Annotated in this window: 13 protein-coding genes; 4 read left to right on the forward strand and 9 right to left on the reverse strand. The window is 57.7% G+C overall.

The genetic code is table 11. From position 1 onward, the window contains the following. Positions 1-15 precede the first annotated feature (15 nt). From B7E11_RS12250 to B7E11_RS12285, 8 genes are all read right to left on the reverse strand, one after another. Positions 16-666 carry a hypothetical protein gene (locus B7E11_RS12250; protein WP_080834715.1) on the reverse strand — a complete coding sequence of 217 codons (651 nt, stop codon included), beginning with the start codon at positions 664-666 and terminating at the stop codon, positions 16-18. Further along, positions 663-1,286, reverse strand: a complete 624-nt coding sequence (gene tmk / locus B7E11_RS12255) for a dTMP kinase (protein WP_139787159.1) — start codon at positions 1,284-1,286, stop codon at positions 663-665. Before tmk ends, B7E11_RS12250 begins: the two co-directional genes overlap by 4 nt. Next, positions 1,283-1,975 carry an SDR family NAD(P)-dependent oxidoreductase gene (locus B7E11_RS12260; protein ID WP_080834719.1) on the reverse strand — a complete coding sequence of 231 codons (693 nt, stop codon included), beginning with the start codon at positions 1,973-1,975 and terminating at the stop codon, positions 1,283-1,285. The genes tmk and B7E11_RS12260 overlap by 4 nt, the downstream gene beginning before the upstream one ends. A 13-nt stretch (positions 1,976-1,988) precedes the next feature. Then, positions 1,989-2,645, reverse strand: a complete 657-nt coding sequence (locus tag B7E11_RS12265) for a GTP cyclohydrolase II (protein WP_080834720.1) — start codon at positions 2,643-2,645, stop codon at positions 1,989-1,991. A 222-nt stretch (positions 2,646-2,867) separates the two neighbouring features. Continuing rightward, positions 2,868-3,053, reverse strand: a complete 186-nt coding sequence (locus B7E11_RS12270) for a hypothetical protein (protein ID WP_080834722.1) — start codon at positions 3,051-3,053, stop codon at positions 2,868-2,870. An 81-nt stretch (positions 3,054-3,134) separates the two neighbouring features. Further along, positions 3,135-4,367, reverse strand: a complete 1,233-nt coding sequence (locus tag B7E11_RS12275) for a M20 family metallo-hydrolase (RefSeq protein ID WP_080834724.1) — start codon at positions 4,365-4,367, stop codon at positions 3,135-3,137. Between the two features lie 151 nt (positions 4,368-4,518). Beyond that, entirely contained in the window at positions 4,519-5,061 is a 543-nt protein-coding gene (locus B7E11_RS12280; RefSeq protein ID WP_080834726.1) for a CYTH domain-containing protein, read from the reverse strand. Between the two features lie 196 nt (positions 5,062-5,257). Further along, entirely contained in the window at positions 5,258-8,278 is a 3,021-nt protein-coding gene (locus B7E11_RS12285; protein ID WP_080834728.1) for a DUF5689 domain-containing protein, read from the reverse strand. Between the two features lie 236 nt (positions 8,279-8,514). Between B7E11_RS12285 and B7E11_RS28925 the strand changes: the two genes are divergently transcribed. Further along, a complete protein-coding gene (locus tag B7E11_RS28925) occupies positions 8,515-9,192 on the forward strand; it encodes a hypothetical protein (RefSeq protein ID WP_139787160.1) in 678 nt (225 codons plus the stop codon). Between the two features lie 303 nt (positions 9,193-9,495). Beyond that, entirely contained in the window at positions 9,496-10,050 is a 555-nt protein-coding gene (locus B7E11_RS12295; protein WP_176220712.1) for a MerR family transcriptional regulator, read from the forward strand. Between the two features lie 453 nt (positions 10,051-10,503). Here B7E11_RS12295 and B7E11_RS12300 read toward each other — a convergent pair whose 3' ends face one another. After that, complete coding sequence (locus B7E11_RS12300; protein WP_080834733.1) at positions 10,504-14,496, reverse strand: S-layer homology domain-containing protein; 3,993 nt, start codon at positions 14,494-14,496, stop codon at positions 10,504-10,506. A gap of 843 nt (positions 14,497-15,339) precedes the next feature. Here B7E11_RS12300 and fni point away from each other — a divergent pair. Together fni and B7E11_RS12310 are read left to right on the forward strand one after the other, a co-directional pair. After that, the gene (gene fni, locus B7E11_RS12305) at positions 15,340-16,374 is read left to right on the forward strand and encodes a type 2 isopentenyl-diphosphate Delta-isomerase (protein ID WP_080834735.1); all 1,035 of its coding nucleotides are present in this window, start codon (positions 15,340-15,342) and stop codon (positions 16,372-16,374) included. Positions 16,375-16,746: 372 nt separating this feature from the next. Continuing rightward, positions 16,747-17,550, forward strand: coding sequence for an undecaprenyl-diphosphate phosphatase (locus tag B7E11_RS12310; RefSeq protein WP_080834737.1), 804 nt, complete (start codon positions 16,747-16,749; stop codon positions 17,548-17,550). The last annotated feature ends 5 nt before the right edge of the window (positions 17,551-17,555 follow it).

Raw genomic sequence — 17,555 nt, forward strand, 5'->3', positions numbered from 1 at the left:
TTTAGCCCTCGCTTGCTACCGGCTGTCGGCTTCGACCAATGGCGAGATCGCTTTCGTCAAATGCTCGAGCTTGCGGACGAATTTATGCTGCGCGCCGTGCGCATGCCTGAGTATTTTCGTTTCCGGATCGATGACCCTGGAAAAGGGAAGCACGGCGCCGCTGCGGATGATTAACGACAAGGTCAGTTCTTCGCTGGGGAGCACCCGATGAAAGGAACCGGCGGGAAAGTAGTAAACGTCGCCCGCCCGCATCAGCGTTTTTTCCGTAAGCTCAAGCTCGACTTGATCTCCCACCGTTTTTTTGACTTCGTATTTTTCGTGGGTATAGCTGCCGCACAGGATGGCCGAGCAAAAATGGAACCGGTGATCGTGGATGCTTTCGAACGGCCACTTGTTTTCCGGCCAATAATGCAGTCTCATGCGAGGACCGTTCCATTCCGATTTCCAAATGACGTATTTTTCGAAGCCCAACGGATGAAGCTCCATGAGCGACGCGAGGTCGCCCACCGTTTCCGGGTCGCCGGTTTCGACCAGCTCGTCGAGCCACCCGCGAACCACGCGCAAATCGATCCGCTCCCTCACCCATTCGCACAAAAGCTCCCGCTTTTCGGGCTTTTCCAATGCCTCCGTACGGGCAACGCCTTCCATGAACGCGTTCAATTTCATCTTTGCATCACTCCCGCCTCGCGAATTTGACCAAGCCGCTGCGCGATTTCCGAATGGATTTCTTCCGGCCGCTTCGATGCGTCGACGATAAGCGAATCCTGCGGAAGCACCGCGTAAAAGTTCGAGCGGATTTTCTTGAACGTTTCGCTCCCGCGCTCTTCGTACTTCATATTTTCCTTGCCGTCCCGGCTCATCACCCGCTGCAAGGAAACTTCCGGCTCGAGATCCAGGAAAACCGTCAAATCCGGCATTCGAATGTCGCCGTAAAGCCGCTGCAAATAGGAATAATCCAGCCCCCGAGCCAAAAACACCGAATACGAGCTGAAAATATACCGATCCGAAATCACATGGACGCCTTCCCGCAACGCCGGCTCGATCTCCGCGGACATCTGCCACAAACGGTCGGCCGCGGAAAGCAGCGCGATCGCTTTAATGTCGGGACATTTGCCGTCGTCCAGGTAATCGCGAACCCTGGGGTCCTTGCGATAGTAGTCCGTCGGCTGCCGGGTCACCAAGGTCCTTTCGCCGTTTTGCTTGAACCAGCGGTCCAGCAATTGGATTTGCGTCGTTTTACCCGCTCCGTCCAGCCCGCAAATTGCGATCAACAGCCCGTTCGTCATGTCATTCCTCCGTTCACTTCGATCGTCGTTCCCCATAAATAGGATGATTTGTCGCTGAGCAAAAAATCGATGACATTCGCTACCTCCTCCGGGGTGCCGATCGTTTTGGCCAACGTTCGCTGGATATGGAACTGTTTTCTTTCGGGCGATTGAACGTCGGACATGGACGTCTCGATAATTCCCGGAAGCACCGTGTTCACTCTTATCCTTCGCTCTGCCAACGACACGCTGAAGCTTTTGGCCAATCCGAGCAGCGCCGCTTTCGAGGATGCGTACGCGGGGTCCCGGCTGCCGGACCTGGCGGCGGTAGACGAGGTAATCACGATATTGCGCAAGGACGTCGTTTCGCAAGCCAGGATGGCCTGTACGATCCGGAACAGCGAATCCACGTTGACGGCGTGCACCTTTTCCCACAGTTCGGGCGGATAGGAGCCTAGAGGAAGGTTCGGATACACGCCGGCCAAATGAACGACGGCCTCCACGTCGGCAAGCCATTCTTCGCGCGCCCGTTTCAGGCAATCGCCAAGCTGCGCCGGATCGGACAGGTCGCATAAATGCAGCTCGATGTCCCGGGCGGCGGCGGAAGGCTGCCGGTCCAAACCGATGATCCGGTTTTCCCTCGGGTTCAGGGAGGAGATTAAAGCCGCGGCGATATCGCCGCTGGCGCCGGTAATCAAAATCGTCTTCAAACTCCCTCCTCCCTTAGAGCACGGCCCTCAACAGATCCTGCTCGGGGTCGTTCGCTTTCACTTTTAAATAAGTTTTCACTTCCTCCAGGTTGCCGTCATAAATGAGCGAGCATCTTTCGCTCACCCGGATTCCCGCGTTTTTGAGGGCATCCGCTTTCTTCTTGTTATTGCCGAGCATTACGACCTCCTTTACGCCGAAATACCGCAGAATCGTCACCGCCGCCCGAAAGTCCCGGCGGTCTTCCGAACCCAAACCCATTCGAATATAAGCGTCCGACGAGCGGACCCCCCGGTCCATCAAATTATAGGACTCCAGCTTGGCCGCCAGGCCGAAGCCCCTTCCTTCATGGGAAGCGTGGTACGTGATAATGCCCTTCCCTTGCCGGGCGATCAGCTCCATCGCGGTATCGAGCTGCCATTTGCAATCGCAGCGCATGCAATGAAAGGCTTCGCTCGTGATGCAGGCCGAGTTCAGGCGGTAATGAACGGGTCCCGCCAATTCCTTCTCATCGCCGTACACCAGCGCCAAATGCTCCGCGGCGCTTCCGTTCTCGAATTCGTTTGCGATCGAAAAGCAGTACAGGGAGAACGGGCCGTATTCCGTCTTCAAAATTCCTTTGGTCACGCTTCGGATGCTCGTATAGTTTTGCGGTTCCGGCCTTCCTTTCATGAAAATCACTCCTAACGTTAGGTAATCTAACTAATTTCAATCATAAAGGAATGCTTTCCCGGGCGTCATTGTCGGCAGCCACAAATATAAATGGAAAAAAATATCTGTAAATCCAGTAGACTTTACGCGACAGAAGACAAAAAGGGCCGTCCCTCGGGTCAATTTCGACCTTTTGGAACAGCCCCTTCGGTTTTCGTATCGGCAGCCCTGAACCGGGTTCGGTTAATTGATCCCGGTATTGATTCCGAACTGCTTTTTGAATTCATCAAAGTCAATGTCAAGCAATTTGCAGTATTGGTCCAGTTCCTCGAAAAAATTGACGCCGCTCGGCTTGTCCCTGGACTCGTAATAAAAGTTGACCAGCTCGAACAGGTTGAAAAGGACCTTCACTTTTTCATTTTTTTCCATTCGTCTCTCTCCTTGTTCTATAATTTATCATTATACTTCAACCTTGAAGGATTGTTCAGATGCCTTTGCCATTCTTTTTCATCAGGAGGAGCACGCCCATTTTCGCACCGCCAGCTCCAGCAACGAAGCGCCGGAAACGATCTGCTCCGCCGAGGTATATTCGTCCCGGCAATGGCTGATGCCCGCATGGGAAGGAACGAACACAAGCCCGGTCGGACACAGCCGCGCCATGTTCATCGCGTCGTGGCCCGCGCCGCTTGTCATCCGCAGATAGGAAACCCCCTCCCGCTCGCACAGACGGCACAGAGACTCCGTCGTTTCGCCGTCCAGCGTCGTCGGAAGCTCGTCGCTCAATTCCTTAACCGTTATTGCGAGTCCTCTCGTTTTTTCGATCTTTCGGATCACTTCAAACAAGCGTTCGGACACCCTGCTTTTCGATTCGACGGACGTGCCTCGTATTTCGAGCTTCAACTCCGCCGTATCGGGGATGACGTTCATCGCGCCCGGCTTGACCTCGCACGCTCCGACCGTCGCCACGGTGCCGTAGGCGACGTCCGTTTTCGCCGCCGCTTCGAGCCCGAGCGAAATTTCGGCCGCGCCAAGGAACGCGTCCCGGCGGCCGTTCATAGGAGTCGTCCCGGAATGCGAGGCGCGTCCCCATACGGTTACCTCATATCGCGTTGGAGCCGCGATTCCGGTGACGATGCCGATCGGCTTGCCTTCATTTTCCAGGATCGGCCCCTGCTCGATATGCAGCTCGAAAAACGCCTTGATCTCCTCTTTGCCGCGGGCGCATCGCCCGATGCCGTCGAAATCGAGCCCGCATTGCGAAAATGCCTCGGCCAGCGTCAGCCCGGCCCGATCCTTCAAGACGGCGAGCGACGATTTGTCCAGCAAGCCGGCCATCGCCTTGCTCCCGATCGTGGACACGCCGAACCTGGAGGATTCCTCGCAGGCAAACACGATGATTTCGACGGGATGATCCGTCGTCAAGCGGCGATCGTTCAGGCTGCGGACGACTTCAAGCGCCGCCGCGACCCCCAGGGCGCCGTCGTATCGGCCGCCCCGAACGACCGTGTCCAGGTGGGAGCCCATGGCCACGACCGGCAATTCCGGATGACGACCTTCCCTGCGGGCGATCAAATTCCCGCACGGGTCGTATCGGACCGTCATCCCTTCCCGCTCGCAAAGCCCGGAAAAATACGCGACGGCTTGCCGTTCGACGGGGGAGTAGGCCAGACGGGTCATTCCCGCGTCCGCATAACCGAAGCGATTGAGGTTATTTAACGTTCTGACCAGGCGCGCAGCATCCACTCCGTCGTTCCCTCCCGGCAATTCGGATCGCCTGCATGCGTCGATTCAACCGACTTTCTTCATTTTAATGCAATCTTTTTGCAGATACTTTGTCTCTTCAGACAAAAAAAAGAAGCGGACGTTATCCGTTCCCCCGTCCTTGCTTCCCGGATTAGCGTTTTTCGCGCATTTTCCCCGGCGCTTCGGGTATCGGCCGGCCTGCCCCTTCCTGAAGCTTTTTCCATACCGTCTTGTTGCTGTATTTTTTCTCCAAACTGATGTCGGGTCCGAACCATTCCGGCGCCGCAAAGCCGATCGCTTCCTCTTCGGTCGCGAATTCGACCTCCAGGACGGAAAGCTCCAATTGATCGTAAATGTCGATTTCGACGATTCGGTCGTCCCACTCGGCCGTAAGCCTCGTCTTCGTCAGGGGAATAAAGCCGAAAGCGGCGATCAGCTGCGAATAAAGGCCTTCGGAAATCGAATATTCCACTTCTTCCCGGGACAGGCCGTTTCCGTTCTTGAACGTATGCGTATATGCGATTTGCCCCGTCGTCAAATCCGTGATCCGGCGAACCCGAATTTCCTGCGCTTCGTCCAGCGCCAAATAGGTTTGCTCGATCCGCTGCTTCGACCGGACCCGAATCGCGCCTTGCCCGGCCAGCTTGTCCGGCGCTTCCGCCAGCAAAAACTTCCGCTCGATTTCCAGCGACATGTTGCAGACTCCTTATTTTGAATTCGATGAAATGGATCGGCTCTATTATAACAGGTCGAATAGGGCTTCGCATTCGCGGCGAAGGAGCGCGAGGTCCTTGCAAGCCGCCAAAACAGCAGCTTGATTGGAATTACAAAAAGCCCGGGGGTCGCCCCCGGGCTTCGACAACCGCAAGTCTCGGTTCAATCCGCCTGCTTCACTTCGTTACGGTCACGACAATCGTTTCGCCGGACGTCGTCCCGGCGGCGTTGATCAATTCGCCACGGTACTCGTAAGTTCCCGGCGCCCTGCCTTCAAGGCTCGTTACGGCGCTTTGCGCGCCCGGCGTCGAGGCGTTCAGAACCTGCGTATCGACCAGCGTGCCGTTTTCATACAGCCGGTATTCGCCGGCGTTCGTTCCCCACCACATGTTCATCGTCACCTTGTAGTTGCCGTCCCCGTCCCAGTTGTCTTGGGACAGCACCGGCTTGCCCGGATTGGCGTCGGTAACGGTCACGACATGTTCTCCGCACGTTGCCGTTCCGAAAACATTGATCAGTTCGCATGTGTACGCATACGTGCCGTTCGGCTTGCCGGCAATGTCAACGGCCGCTTTTTGCGCCGAGGGCGAAGCGTCCGCCAAGCTTTGCTCGCTGATCAGGACTCCGTTCTCGTACAGTTTGAAGACCGAGCCGTTGTTGCCCCACCACATATTCATCGTCACGGTGTAGCTGCCGTCCTTAAGACCGGTGTCGTGGCCGTTGTTGTCGGATAATACGGGCTTGCCCGGCGCTCCCGTCGCGAGCGGTTCGAAAACCGTCAACGTTACCGCATTGGAGACGACGGTTTGCCCGTTATAGACAACGTGAGCCGTTACCGACGCGCTTCCCGCCTGAACGCCGGTAATTTGTCCTTCCGGACTCACTTCGACCGCCGGTCCGTCGCTGACGTACGTGACAGACGCGGCGCTCAGATCCGCCGGCGTTCCGTCCGTCAACAACCCGGCGATCGACGTCTCGGCGGTGCCGCCGACCGGCAGCAGCGTCGGCGACGCCTCCAGCGTCACCTGGCCGAGCGGCGCCTGCGCCAGCGCGAAGTCGTCAAGGCCGCGAGGCTTCAGCTGGTAAAGGCCCCGGAAGATGGCGGATACGCCCTTCACCGTGACGACTTGCCCTTCCTCGTAAGGAAATTCGCTCAGGCTGAGTCCGGTGCGGACATCCACCCGGACGTGGTTGCTGACCTCGCCTTTGACCGCGTCGAACTCGAACGAGCCGGACGGGCTGGCGGTCATGATGTTGCGGATTTCGACGTTTTGCAGCTCGACCAGCTGCCCCTGGTTCGAATCGTCGATGCGGTCGACCGGAACGGCTTCGGGCAGCGGAGCGGTCCCCGTTTTTTCGATGGAAACCGGGGTCGTCAGCTCGAGCTCCGTATTGTACAGCACGAGCGGCGCCGTAATTTTGATCTTGTCGCCCTGATGGAAACCGGACTGCGTCTGGAACACGTAGATGCCGCCCGTGTCGTCTTGCAGATAAAACGCCTGGCCGCCGAAAGCTCCGGGCTCCGTCGTCACGACGCCCTCGACCGTAACGAGCGTTCCTTCCGGTTGGGTCCGGGCTTCCGCGATGGAAGTGAGTTCCGGAATCGGATTTTCCTCGTCCGGCAGCGGCTCGGCGGGCACGTTCGCGAGCGTGACGGTTTTCGTCAGCAGATTCGAGCCGTTTTGCCGGAGCCGGAGATTGGCCGAACCGCTCGTACCCGGCCGGATGCGGACGGTCAAATCCTTATAAGCCCGTCCTTCGTTATTGGCCGTCACGCTGAACGCCGTGCTGTACCCGTAGGCCGTCGGCCAGCTTCCGTCCGCGTTCTGGAATTGCGCCACCTGGGTTCCGCCGGTCAAATAGATGCCGGTACTGAAGCCGGACACCGTCGAGTTCGGAGCCAGATTGTCGATGACGACGCGGATTTGGAATTGCTCCGCGTTCGGCAGCTGGGCCTGGTGGACAAAGCTGTATACCGGCCGGATCGGACCGCCGTAGGAGCCGGGCTTGAACGTCGAGCGGTCCCACCATTTGTAACCTGCTGCAGGCGCGGACCACGGCTCGGGCTTAGGCTCGGTCGACAGCTCCGGCTGCTCGAACGCGAACAGCTCGGTCGGCTCGTCCAGCTCGAGTCCCGGCACCTGATCCAGGCTGGTGTAGCTTTCCGGCTCGCCGAGCCAATCGATCAGATTGACGAGCAGCTCGCCGTCGTCCAGCTCCTTGAAGCCGTCGTACGTCGTTTTGGCCGCGCCCGTTTCCTCGCGCAAATATTTCGGCGTCGCGTCCTCGACCGGCGAAGAATCGCCGATGAAGGCCGCTTTGCCGGCGCCGACTTTCGATACGGCCACATACGGGCCTTCCGCCACGCCTCCGCCGTTGTATACGCCTTGGTCGACGGCGTTGCCCCAGGCTTCGTCCGTTTCCGGAACGTAAACGATGCCTTTGGCCTTCGTCGGATCGATGATCGCCAGCGTCGACCCGGCATGCATCGCCACCGCCGATACGCCTTCGGTGATGCCGAACGCCTGGCTCGGCTCGACGATTTCGTTCGCCGCCACGTCGCCCAGCGCGTTATAGCGGAACCGAACGCCGAAGTTGTCCGCCAGCCAGTCCGAGCTGACGACGCCTTGCATCGCTTCCGAGGCCTTTTCCTCGTCGCTCATCCCCTGCGTCGGATCGGACCAGGCCCCCCGGCGGTACCCGTTGATCGACTCCGAGCCGTCCCAGCGGTTTTTGTTGCGGTCGGCATTGTAATGGTCGCCGATAAAGAAGATGCTGCCGCCGTCCTCCACGTATTCCAGCATGGCGGCCTGTTCGCTTTGCTTGAACGGAATGTTCGGCTCCGCGATGACGAATACGTCATAGTCCGCCAAATCTTCGTAGACGATCGGGGTCGTCTTGCGCAGCTCCTTGACGTAATACCCATTGTCCGCCAGCGCGTTGGCAAAGTCGGAAAACCCGCCGTCGATGACCCAGTCGGCCGCTCCCGCCGTCTGCGCGTGCGTGTTGTCGAAGAGCACCTTTTTGCCGGCGTTCTCGTTGACGACTCTGGCCTCGATATAAGGCGCCGGATCGTCCGGCCCTTCCGCCTGCGCCGATTGAAAATAACCGCCGAATCCGAATTGGACCGGCAGCAAAAACGTCAGGGCCAGGACGATTTTCAACCAATGGTCTCTCCATCTCGCAAACGTGCTCATCATTTTCCTCCTCAATTGGATAAATTGCCATTTCGATCCTATTCTATCACTAGCAACTGCATTTTGTGGCAAATTTCTGTAAATTTTGTGTTAAAAAAACGATTTCCTGTCGGTTAATCTTCTACGTGAACCCTTGAAATCATACAAAAGTTTACTTTTTTTACTTTTCTATTTAACCATCTGAAAAATTGTGTTATAAAATATATCATAGTGAGTAAGTTTTTTGGGGTGATCGATTGAGTTGGTTTCAAGAAGTTAAGAGATTAGATTTCTCCTCCTTTAGTCGCACTGACCGTACTGAACATCCGGAGATTAAGACGTATAGAAGAAGCACGATTAACCCTGACTCAACAATATCCGTATTATCGCAATTTTTTTTGACCGCATCCGCTCTTTCCGCTCCGAATTCATTGGTTTGGGTGCCGATAACGAATGAAGAGGTGAATGAGCGGACGATTAGCGAACTCACAAACCACTTCAGTAAAATTCAATATATTTATTCGGACTCTTCGCTTGTCAAAATACAAATGCAAAATATGCTTCCGCATTCGATCCTTGAATTCCGCAGGCTCCTTTCGGATAAAAAATTGCACCCCATCGTACGGGAGCTGTTCGCCAAAGAAAATGCCAATCTCGCAGAGGAAGATGACTTTGGCGAAACCGCGACTTATCAAGTAGAATGCGGAAAACTGGAGCCGTATTTTGATCATTCGTTTGAATCGGTTTGGGAATTCATTCAACAAAGCTTTCTCCGGTCGGAGGGAAGCTTTATCGTTTGCCCGATTTCTTGGAAACTGACAAATGAGTTGCAACATTCCATTGCTTTGCGCTATTTCTCGACGAAATGCCGAGACATCCATTTCGTTGTAAATAAAGACACACACTCGGTTAAAGCCGTCCATCTTAGCCGGTAGCGCCTGAATCGTCTCCCGGACCGTTATTACACAACCAAAAACGGGCGAATCGCGGCGGAAATAACCGCGATTCGCCCGTAGATGAGGTTTCTTCCGTTCGATCGGTCCTTAACGCGGAACACGACGCTCGAGCGCTATACCGAAGGGCCGGTTCGAAATCGCACTTGTTTTGCCGAATGAACGGTACCTTTGTCACCCCTACAGGGATTGCGAAACGAGCGGCGAATACGGAAAACAAACGGATGCGCGCGCCTGCCGCGACGTTTGTCCGATCTAAAAATGTTCCGCCAAGGAGTGATGATCGTGAGTCTGGGATCCCGGGAAGCATGCGAAATACTGGGCGTCAGCCAAACGACGCTCAAGCGCTGGATATCGTACTTTCCGAATGTTTTTCCGAAGGATCAGCTGGGGCATTATTTGTTCGCCGAGCGGGAACTGAAGCTGCTGGAGAAAATAAAAGAGGAGGTGCGCGGCGGCGTGCCGATGGATAAAATCGAGCTGCCCGTCGCGCCGGAGCGGGACGGGGCTTCGTCCGCGGGCGCGGCGGCTTTCCCCGGAACCGAGGCGGACACGCTCCGGCTGCGCGTCGCCCAGCTGGAGCGGGCGCTTGCCCAGAAAGCGGACGAAGTCGTCACCGCGCAAATCTATCAGCACCGGCAGGAGATCGACGAGCTGCGGCTCATGCTTCGCCAGCTAAGCGAAGCGGTCGAGGGGCTGCAGCAGGCGGCGGCCGCGCGCGAGCCGGAAGCCGCGAGGCCGGAGCCCGCGCGCAAGCCCGAACCGGCGGCGGGAGGCGCCCGCACGACCGGAGCCGCGACGGTCCGGGCGGCGCGGCGGAAGGTGTTTTGGCTGTTCTGAGCCGCGGTGAACGTGCTTTATGGCGGATCGGGATGAGTAGCCATGACTCAACTGGATAGTTAGCGGACGTGCAGAGGGGGCAGGATGAGTAATTTCTACTCATCTGCGGGTGGCCATATGCGCATCGCGGGTCAAGATGAGTAGCCATGACTCAACTGGGTGGTTAGCGGGCGTACAGAGGCGGCAGGATGAGTAATTTTTACTCATCTGCGGGTGGCCGTATGCGCATCGCGGGTCAAGATGAGTAGCCATGACTCAACTGGATGGTTAGCGGACGTGCAGAGGCGGCAGGATGAGTAATTTTTACTCATCTGCGGGTGGCCGTATGCGCATGGCGGGTCAAGATGAACAGCCATGACTCGATCCGATCAGCCTGATCAGCGGGAGAATCGGACCGACTTCCAAACGAAAAAACGGCCGGGCGGGCATCCGCGCCGCTCGGCCGTTTTTTCTTTATTTCGTAACCGTTACGTAATCGAAATCGGGAACGAGCGCTCCCGCCGCATCCGACAGTTGTTTTTCGTCGGTGCCGTTGACTTTCGCATACTTGATCTGAATCGCGCTTCCCGATTCGATCGCGTTTTTGAAATGTTGGGCATACGGGCCGTTCAAATCGATAACAATGGCGTTGTCCGCATCGTCGGTATAATCGTCATGGACAATAAACCCTCTGAGCGAATATTCCGTACCGTCCACCTTGAGCGTCAGTCCCGCCGCGGTAAAGCTTGTCTCAAACGCGAAGCCTTCATGGAACGCCAGGCGAATTTGGCCATCGACATAGGCAGCCGTAGGCGTTCCGGGAGCTCCGATTTCGCTGACGTTCTGCAGCGTGATTTCTGCCGGATAGGCGTTCATCGCCCAGCCGACGATGCCCGTCGTATCCATTTTAATCGACACAGCGCCCGCCGGCAGCGAGTCCGTGAACTTTAACGCGTACCACAGCCGATCCGTCGTATAGCTGTAGCTCGCCGAAGAAGGCGCATAGGTTCCCTGTCCTTCCACTGTCACGGCAAAGCGAGCCGCCGCTTCGCTCAGGCTCGGATTGTCCAGCGGGTTCCAGCCCGGCACGATTTCCAGCATGACCGATTTCCGGTCGGAACTGATTGTCGCCGTCCGGATCGCTTCTTCCGTTCCGAGAACGGCACGATCGGCGAAGGTTTCCGCTTTGTTTTTCGCATCCGTCCGGTCCTGCAAGGACTGGCCGTTGTAGGACAGCTCCAGATCGTTTTTCCGATCCGCCGGAATGCCGCTGACGGTCAGTTTTACATAAGACGATACCATATGCCGGACGTTCTCGTAGTTAACCACTTCCACTCCGGCGACGCTTCCGTAGTTCAACGCATATTCCGATGCCGCGGGCTTGCTTTCCGGATCCAGCGGTTCGTCGTAGTACAAATAGATCGTATCCAAAGCGTCATTGACGAACGCTTCGTACGAATGCGGCGGATACGTGTCGAGCGCGTCGACCGTTGCCGCATCGAACAAAATCGTCGTGACATTGCCGGACGTGTAATTGCTGCCGGCGTCCCGGATGACGAATTCCACCCGCGCCTCGTCGTCGTAGAATGAAACGCCGGTATCGAATTCCTGCAGCTCGCCGACTTGGCCGGCTTCTATTTTAAAGTACGGCCATTCGTCTACCCAAACGACATGGCTGTCGTCGCCGGAACGGCCTTCCAGCACCGCTTTCACGCTCGATTCCCAGTTTCCGTTGATCGCGTTGACGACCATATAAACTTCCGCCGGCGCGTTCAGCTTGTAACGAACCCGAATCGTGCCGTCTTTAATATAGGCTTGCGGATAACCGTCGACAAAATAAGGATCGATAAAGTCGCCCGTTTCGACGCTGTCCGTGCCTTGTTTGCGGACGATCAACTCGTACGTTTTCGAATCCGTCACCGCTCCGCCGAGCTTGACCGTCAATTTGACGAATTGATCGTTTTCCCCGTCGCGGGTCACGATCCCTTCGCTCGTCACGGCGGCGTTGTCCGATTCCCACGCAATCGTGACTCCGGGGAAGTCGGCCAAAGCGGTCATCAGATTCAAGTTGGAAACGATATTGCCCGCATTTTCGTTTTGTCCGAGGAAGGAAGCCTCGATCGCCGCGAACAGCTCGCTCGTATGGATCGCCTTCTGAACAGGCCCGAACGGTTCGCTGACGGCATAGCCGCCGACCGCGATTTGGTCCGCGGAGGCTTCGACGCGAATGTATTTTTCGCTGTCTTCCTTCGTCAGCGTATACGAGGAGCCTGCTGCGCCGTCAATGACCGCATACGGCCCTTCCGCGCGGTCGGCCCGAAGCCATTTGTACGCGATGCTTTCGTTGGTCGGAATGTTCTCGAAATGAACGGTTCCGGCCGCAAGCTCCGAGCCGATGGCCGTATCCCCGGAAACGGGATCGATGCCGGTTACATAAGCCGTTCCGAAAGGAATGTAAAGCAAGGACAATTCGGTGTCGGCGTAATGGCCGTGCGAAACGGTTACGTTGACGCTCCGGATCGCTTCCGGACTTCCGGCGTCCAGCGTCAGGACGAAGCTTCCCGGCTTCGCGCCCTCCGCCAGCCCTTCGCCCAATACGGCTTCATAGGAATAGGTTGCGCTTGTTACGCTTGCTTTCAAGCCGGTCGAGTCGGCAAGCGGGTTGCCGTTCGAATCCTTCAGCGTCACGACGAGGGAAGCGGCGCGCCCGGACGGCTGCTGCGTTTGCTGCAGCTCGCTTCCCGCCACCACCATCGCGTCGTAGCGGTTTGACGCATACAAAGACTTGTCGAACTTGTAGACGGACAAGCTGCCGCTGTTCGCGACAAGCGCCGCATCCAGCCCTGCGGCCGCGTCGACGGCATCGCCCGCAAACTCGGAAAGAGCGATCCCGAGCGCCGGCTTGCTGACCTTCACCGTCGTTTGGGCGAACTTGCCGCCGTCTTCCGTGACGACCTTGACGATCGCCGCGCCAGGGCCGACTGCGGTCAAAACGCCGTTTTGGTCGATCGTCGCGACATCGGTCGAGTCTCCGGCGATCTGCCACTCCACGTTTTTGTTCGTGGCGTTGCTCGGAGCGACGGCAGCCGCAAGCTGCTTCGTCTCGCCGACGACGAGGGAAATATCGCTTTCGGTAATGGAGACGCCGGTCACGGATACAGCGGGAGCTTCGCCTCCCGATCCGCCATCGGTCGTGCCCCCTCCCGCAGAGCCGCCTCCGGTCGACCCGCCGCCGACAGTTCCGCCGCCGGCAGAACCTCCGCCGACAGTTCCGCCGGCTGCGGCGCCGACGCTGCCGCCGTTTTCGACGGTCTTGTCGTTCACCGTCGCTGTAGCGCCGTTTTGCGCCGTTACTTTATCGATCGCCACGTTGCCCGCGATTTTCGTGCTGGCCTCCGCGACGAGTTCGCCGATCGTTCCGTTTGCCGTAATTTGCGCGGACTCGGAACGGTTGACGACTTTGTTAAAGTTGCCGTCCAGCACAATCTGCTGTCCCGCAACGACATCGGCCGAAATTTCGACCGTTTCGAAGCCGCCGCCGGTAAGCTCCTTGGTTACGAGCAGCGCGCCGCTTTCCAATTGCGTGACGGAAACGGACGTGCTGCCGGTCGCCAAGATGCGGACCTTGCCGTTGTATTTGTTGACGACAAGAGCGCCCTTCACGTCGACGCTGTTGAAAATAATCGAGTTCTCGCCGCCGCCGCTGACGAACACGTCGCCCGCGATTTCGACGTTGTTCAGCGTCACTTCGCCTTCGCCGACGCCTTGCGTTACATAAAGGTCGCCGGAAATGCTCATGTCGCTGAGCACGACATCCGCCGAATTGACGACCAGGTTGCCCTGCACGTCCTCGGAGTATTCGCCGGGAGATGCGATCAGCTTCCGGACGAAGTTGTCGAACATCGTGACCGCTTCCGCCCGAGTCAAATTCGCAAGCGGCTTGAACGCTCCGTCCGGCGTGCCGGTTACGATTTTGTTCGCGACGAGCGCGTTCACGGCGTCTGCCGCCCACCCGGCGATCTCGTCTGCGTCCGTAAACGCGAAATCGGCGGACCCGCCTTCGATGCCGAACGCTTTTGCGACGATCACGGCCGCTTCCTGGCGGGTGATCGGGCGATCGGGCAGCGCTTTGCCGTCCGAACCGTTCATGACGCCGGCCGCGTTCAGCTTGATCAAGGCGTCATAGTACCATTTTTCCGCGCTAAGATCGGTAAACGGGTTGTCTCCCGTCTCCACGTATTTGACCATGTTGTCGATCATCGTGGCGAATTCGGCGCGAGTCACGGCGTCGTTCGGCCGGAATGCCCCATCATATCCGCTTACGACGCCGTTCGCGTTCCAGTTTTCCACCGCTTCTTGCGCCCAATGCCCCTGCGTATCGCGAAACGTCGCCGCAGACACAGGCACGATGAAGCTCAACAAAAGGATGAAAGCCAATCCTAGCGATGCGAGCTTTTTCAGTGACATGTCGTTAACCCCTTCAGTCGATTCGTCTGTTAAACGCTTCCGCAAACCTTCTTTCTCCCGCCGGCCCCCCTCCGTTTTCTTGCCTGCAATGGCAGTTACCCCATGATTATACAAAATTCGACTTCTTTTAATATAGATACTTTTTACTAAAATTTAACGTCAACCAGAGTTGGAAGTAGGATTTAAAGGTGTATTTTTTCGTAAATTTTATCCTTGGAATTAGGAAATTCGATTCAAGAACAGGACAGTAGGATCGCTTCGAACTTGCCTTGGATGTCTTGGATGTCTTGGATGTATGGAACTATTGGCCAACAAAGGACCAAGAAAATCTCCTCCGGCAAAGGCGACCGCTATGCCGTCGATCGCCGCAAGCATGGAATGGCTGGTTAAAAAGAGCAGCCACGACTCAAATGGTTCGCCAGCTTGCGCGCGAAGGCGGTGAGATGGGTAGCCACGACTCAAATGGTTCGCCAGCTTGCGCGCGGAGGCGGTGAAATGGGCAGCCACGACTCAATGGTTCGCCAGCTTGCGCGCGGAGGCGGTGAGATGGGCAGCCACGACTCAAATGGTTCGCCAGCTTGCGCGCGGAGGCGGTGAGATGGGTAGCCCACGACTCAAATAGTTCTGCGAAACAGCCATATTACCTATAGAAGTTAAAAATCGGCGCGAAAGCGGAAAGCTTCGTCAACTCCTCGCGGGATACGATACGTCTGCTAATCCCATCGCCAAAAGAAAAAGCGATTCGCTGCCGCCCGGCGACCAATTGCAGGAGCGGACAGGCCCCAGGTAGGTTTAGAACCGGTACCGGCTGTGCAATGCTGGTATCGTGGAGGTAGAACGATCATGGAAGAACCGAACGCAACCGAGCGGCGAAAAAGCCAGCACATCGAAATTTGCCTGAACGAGCGGGTCGAGGGCGAGCGCATCACGACCGGCTTCGAACGGTACCGCTTCCGTCATCAGGCGCTGCCGGAGATCGATTACGCGGCCGTGCGCACCGATACCGAATTCCTCGGCCGGAAGCTGGGCGCTCCGTTTCTGATCAGCTCGATGACCGGGGGGACGGAACAGGCTTCGAATATTAACCGCAACCTGGCGGTTCTGGCGCAGACGCGCGGCTGGGCGTACGGCGTCGGGTCCATGCGCGCGGCGATCGAGCGTCCGGAGCTGATGGAGACGTTTCGGGTTCGCCGATTCGCGCCGGACATCCCCATCCTCGCGAATCTGGGCGCCGTTCAGCTCAATTACGGCTTCGGATACGACGAATGCATGCGGGCCGCGGAAAAGCTCGAAGCCGATGCGCTCGTGCTTCATCTGAACAGCCTGCAGGAGGCGTTCCAGCCGGAGGGGAATACCGATTTTCGCGGATTGCTGAAGCGGATCGGGGAGTTGTGCCGCCGGCTTCCGTTCCCGGTCGGCGTCAAGGAGGTCGGCTGGGGGATCGCGGCCGACGTTTCCGAGCGCCTGGCGGACGCGGGCGTCGCGTTCCTCGATGTCGCCGGTGCCGGCGGCACGTCCTGGAGCCAGGTGGAAAAGCATCGCTCCGCCGATCCAGTCGCGCGACTCGCCGCGGAAGCGTTCGCCGACTGGGGCATTCCGACGGCGGAATGCGTGCGGGAAGTCCGGCGACAGCTCCCGGACATTCCGCTCATCGCGAGCGGCGGGCTCGCAAACGGCGTCGATGCCGCCAAGTCGCTGGCGCTCGGCGCCCATTTGGCGGGGTTCGGACGCTCGCTGCTGCTACCCGCCGTGACGTCGCCCGACATGCTGTCGTCCCTGGCCGAGCGGCTGGAGCGCGAGCTGCGCACGGCCATGTTCGGCATCGGCGCCGCCACGATCGCGGAGCTGCGCGCCACGGACCGCCTGGCAAGCATCTAGCCCTACGCGCGCCGTCCCCCGTGACTCCCCCTTCTCCGGCAAACGAATGCCGACGGACTTGCCGCGGATCTCCTTAGGACAGGGATCGCAATTTCCCTGCGGCTCTCCCCTGAACAAGGCTCGCGGATTCGCCCCGGCTCTCCCCCGGACAGGGCTCGCGGATTCGCCGCGAGCCGGACCGGCATTCGTTTTCAAGCAGGCGTTCCTAGCGTTTATCATTTTTTTATCTTTCGGAATCTATGATTTGATTTCGGTTCTGTCCTCCCAGCGGGTATAATAGCATGAAGAAACGGCAGCCGCTTGTACCGGGTCCGCGAACGCGGCTTCGTCTCCCAATCTCGCGATTCAAAAAAGAAAGGCGGAATACGACGAATGAATGACGTAATAAGCGCGATTATTTTAGGCGTTATCGAAGGCCTGACCGAGTTTCTCCCCGTTTCGTCCACCGGGCATCTGATTTTGGCCGGCGACTTGCTGGGCTTCGAAGGAGACGCGGCGACCACCTTCAAAATCGTCATCCAGCTCGGCGCCGTGATGGCCGTCCTTATCCTGTACTGGGGCCGCTACATGTCCATCCTGAAGGATTTGTTCGCCTTCGATTTCTCGGCCAAAAACAAACTCAACGCCATCCATATGATTCTGGCCATGATTCCCGCTCTCGTCGTCTATCTGATCCTGAAAGACTTCATCAAAGGCACCTTGTTCGGGCCGGAACCCGTGCTCGTCGGCCTCATTGCCGGCGGGGTGCTGATGATTATCGCCGCAAGAGCGAAACGCAAAGTGACCGCGGAGAACACCGACGACATCAGCTACAAGCAGGCGCTGGGGATCGGCCTTTTTCAATGCCTGGCTTTGTGGCCCGGGTTTTCGCGGTCGGGCTCGACGATTTCCGGCGGGCTGCTGCTCGGAACGAGCCAAAAAGCGGCGGCCGATTTTACGTTTATCATCTCCGTCCCGGTCATGCTCGGCGCCACGATTCTCGACATGTACGACAGCCGGGAATATTTGACCTCGGACGCGCTCGCTCTCTTCGGGATCGGCTTCGTCGCCGCGTTCGTCGTCGCCATGCTCGCGGTCGTCACCTTCCTCAATTTGATCAAGCGGCTCAAGCTCGAGTGGTTCGCGGCGTACCGCTTCGTGCTGGCGGCGGTCTTTTTCGCTTGGATGATGTGGTGACCGGG

This window comes from Cohnella massiliensis (genome assembly GCF_900169535.1).
Lineage (GTDB): Bacteria > Bacillota > Bacilli > Paenibacillales > Paenibacillaceae > Cohnella > Cohnella algarum.

What these genes read in the sequence shown, in the direction of transcription:
- B7E11_RS12270 (WP_080834722.1), bottom strand. Translation starts at nt 3,053, where the DNA reads ATGGAAAAAAATGAAAAAGTGAAGGTCCTTTTCAACCTGTTCGAGCTG.
- B7E11_RS12280 (WP_080834726.1), bottom strand. Translation starts at nt 5,061, where the DNA reads ATGTCGCTGGAAATCGAGCGGAAGTTTTTGCTGGCGGAAGCGCCGGAC.
- B7E11_RS12300 (WP_080834733.1), bottom strand. Translation starts at nt 14,496, where the DNA reads ATGTCACTGAAAAAGCTCGCATCGCTAGGATTGGCTTTCATCCTTTTG.
- tmk (WP_139787159.1), bottom strand. Translation starts at nt 1,286, where the DNA reads ATGACGAACGGGCTGTTGATCGCAATTTGCGGGCTGGACGGAGCGGGT.
- B7E11_RS12265 (WP_080834720.1), bottom strand. Translation starts at nt 2,645, where the DNA reads ATGAAAGGAAGGCCGGAACCGCAAAACTATACGAGCATCCGAAGCGTG.
- B7E11_RS12285 (WP_080834728.1), bottom strand. Translation starts at nt 8,278, where the DNA reads ATGAGCACGTTTGCGAGATGGAGAGACCATTGGTTGAAAATCGTCCTG.
- fni (WP_080834735.1), top strand. Translation starts at nt 15,340, where the DNA reads ATGGAAGAACCGAACGCAACCGAGCGGCGAAAAAGCCAGCACATCGAA.
- B7E11_RS12250 (WP_080834715.1), bottom strand. Translation starts at nt 666, where the DNA reads ATGAAATTGAACGCGTTCATGGAAGGCGTTGCCCGTACGGAGGCATTG.
- B7E11_RS12310 (WP_080834737.1), top strand. Translation starts at nt 16,747, where the DNA reads ATGAATGACGTAATAAGCGCGATTATTTTAGGCGTTATCGAAGGCCTG.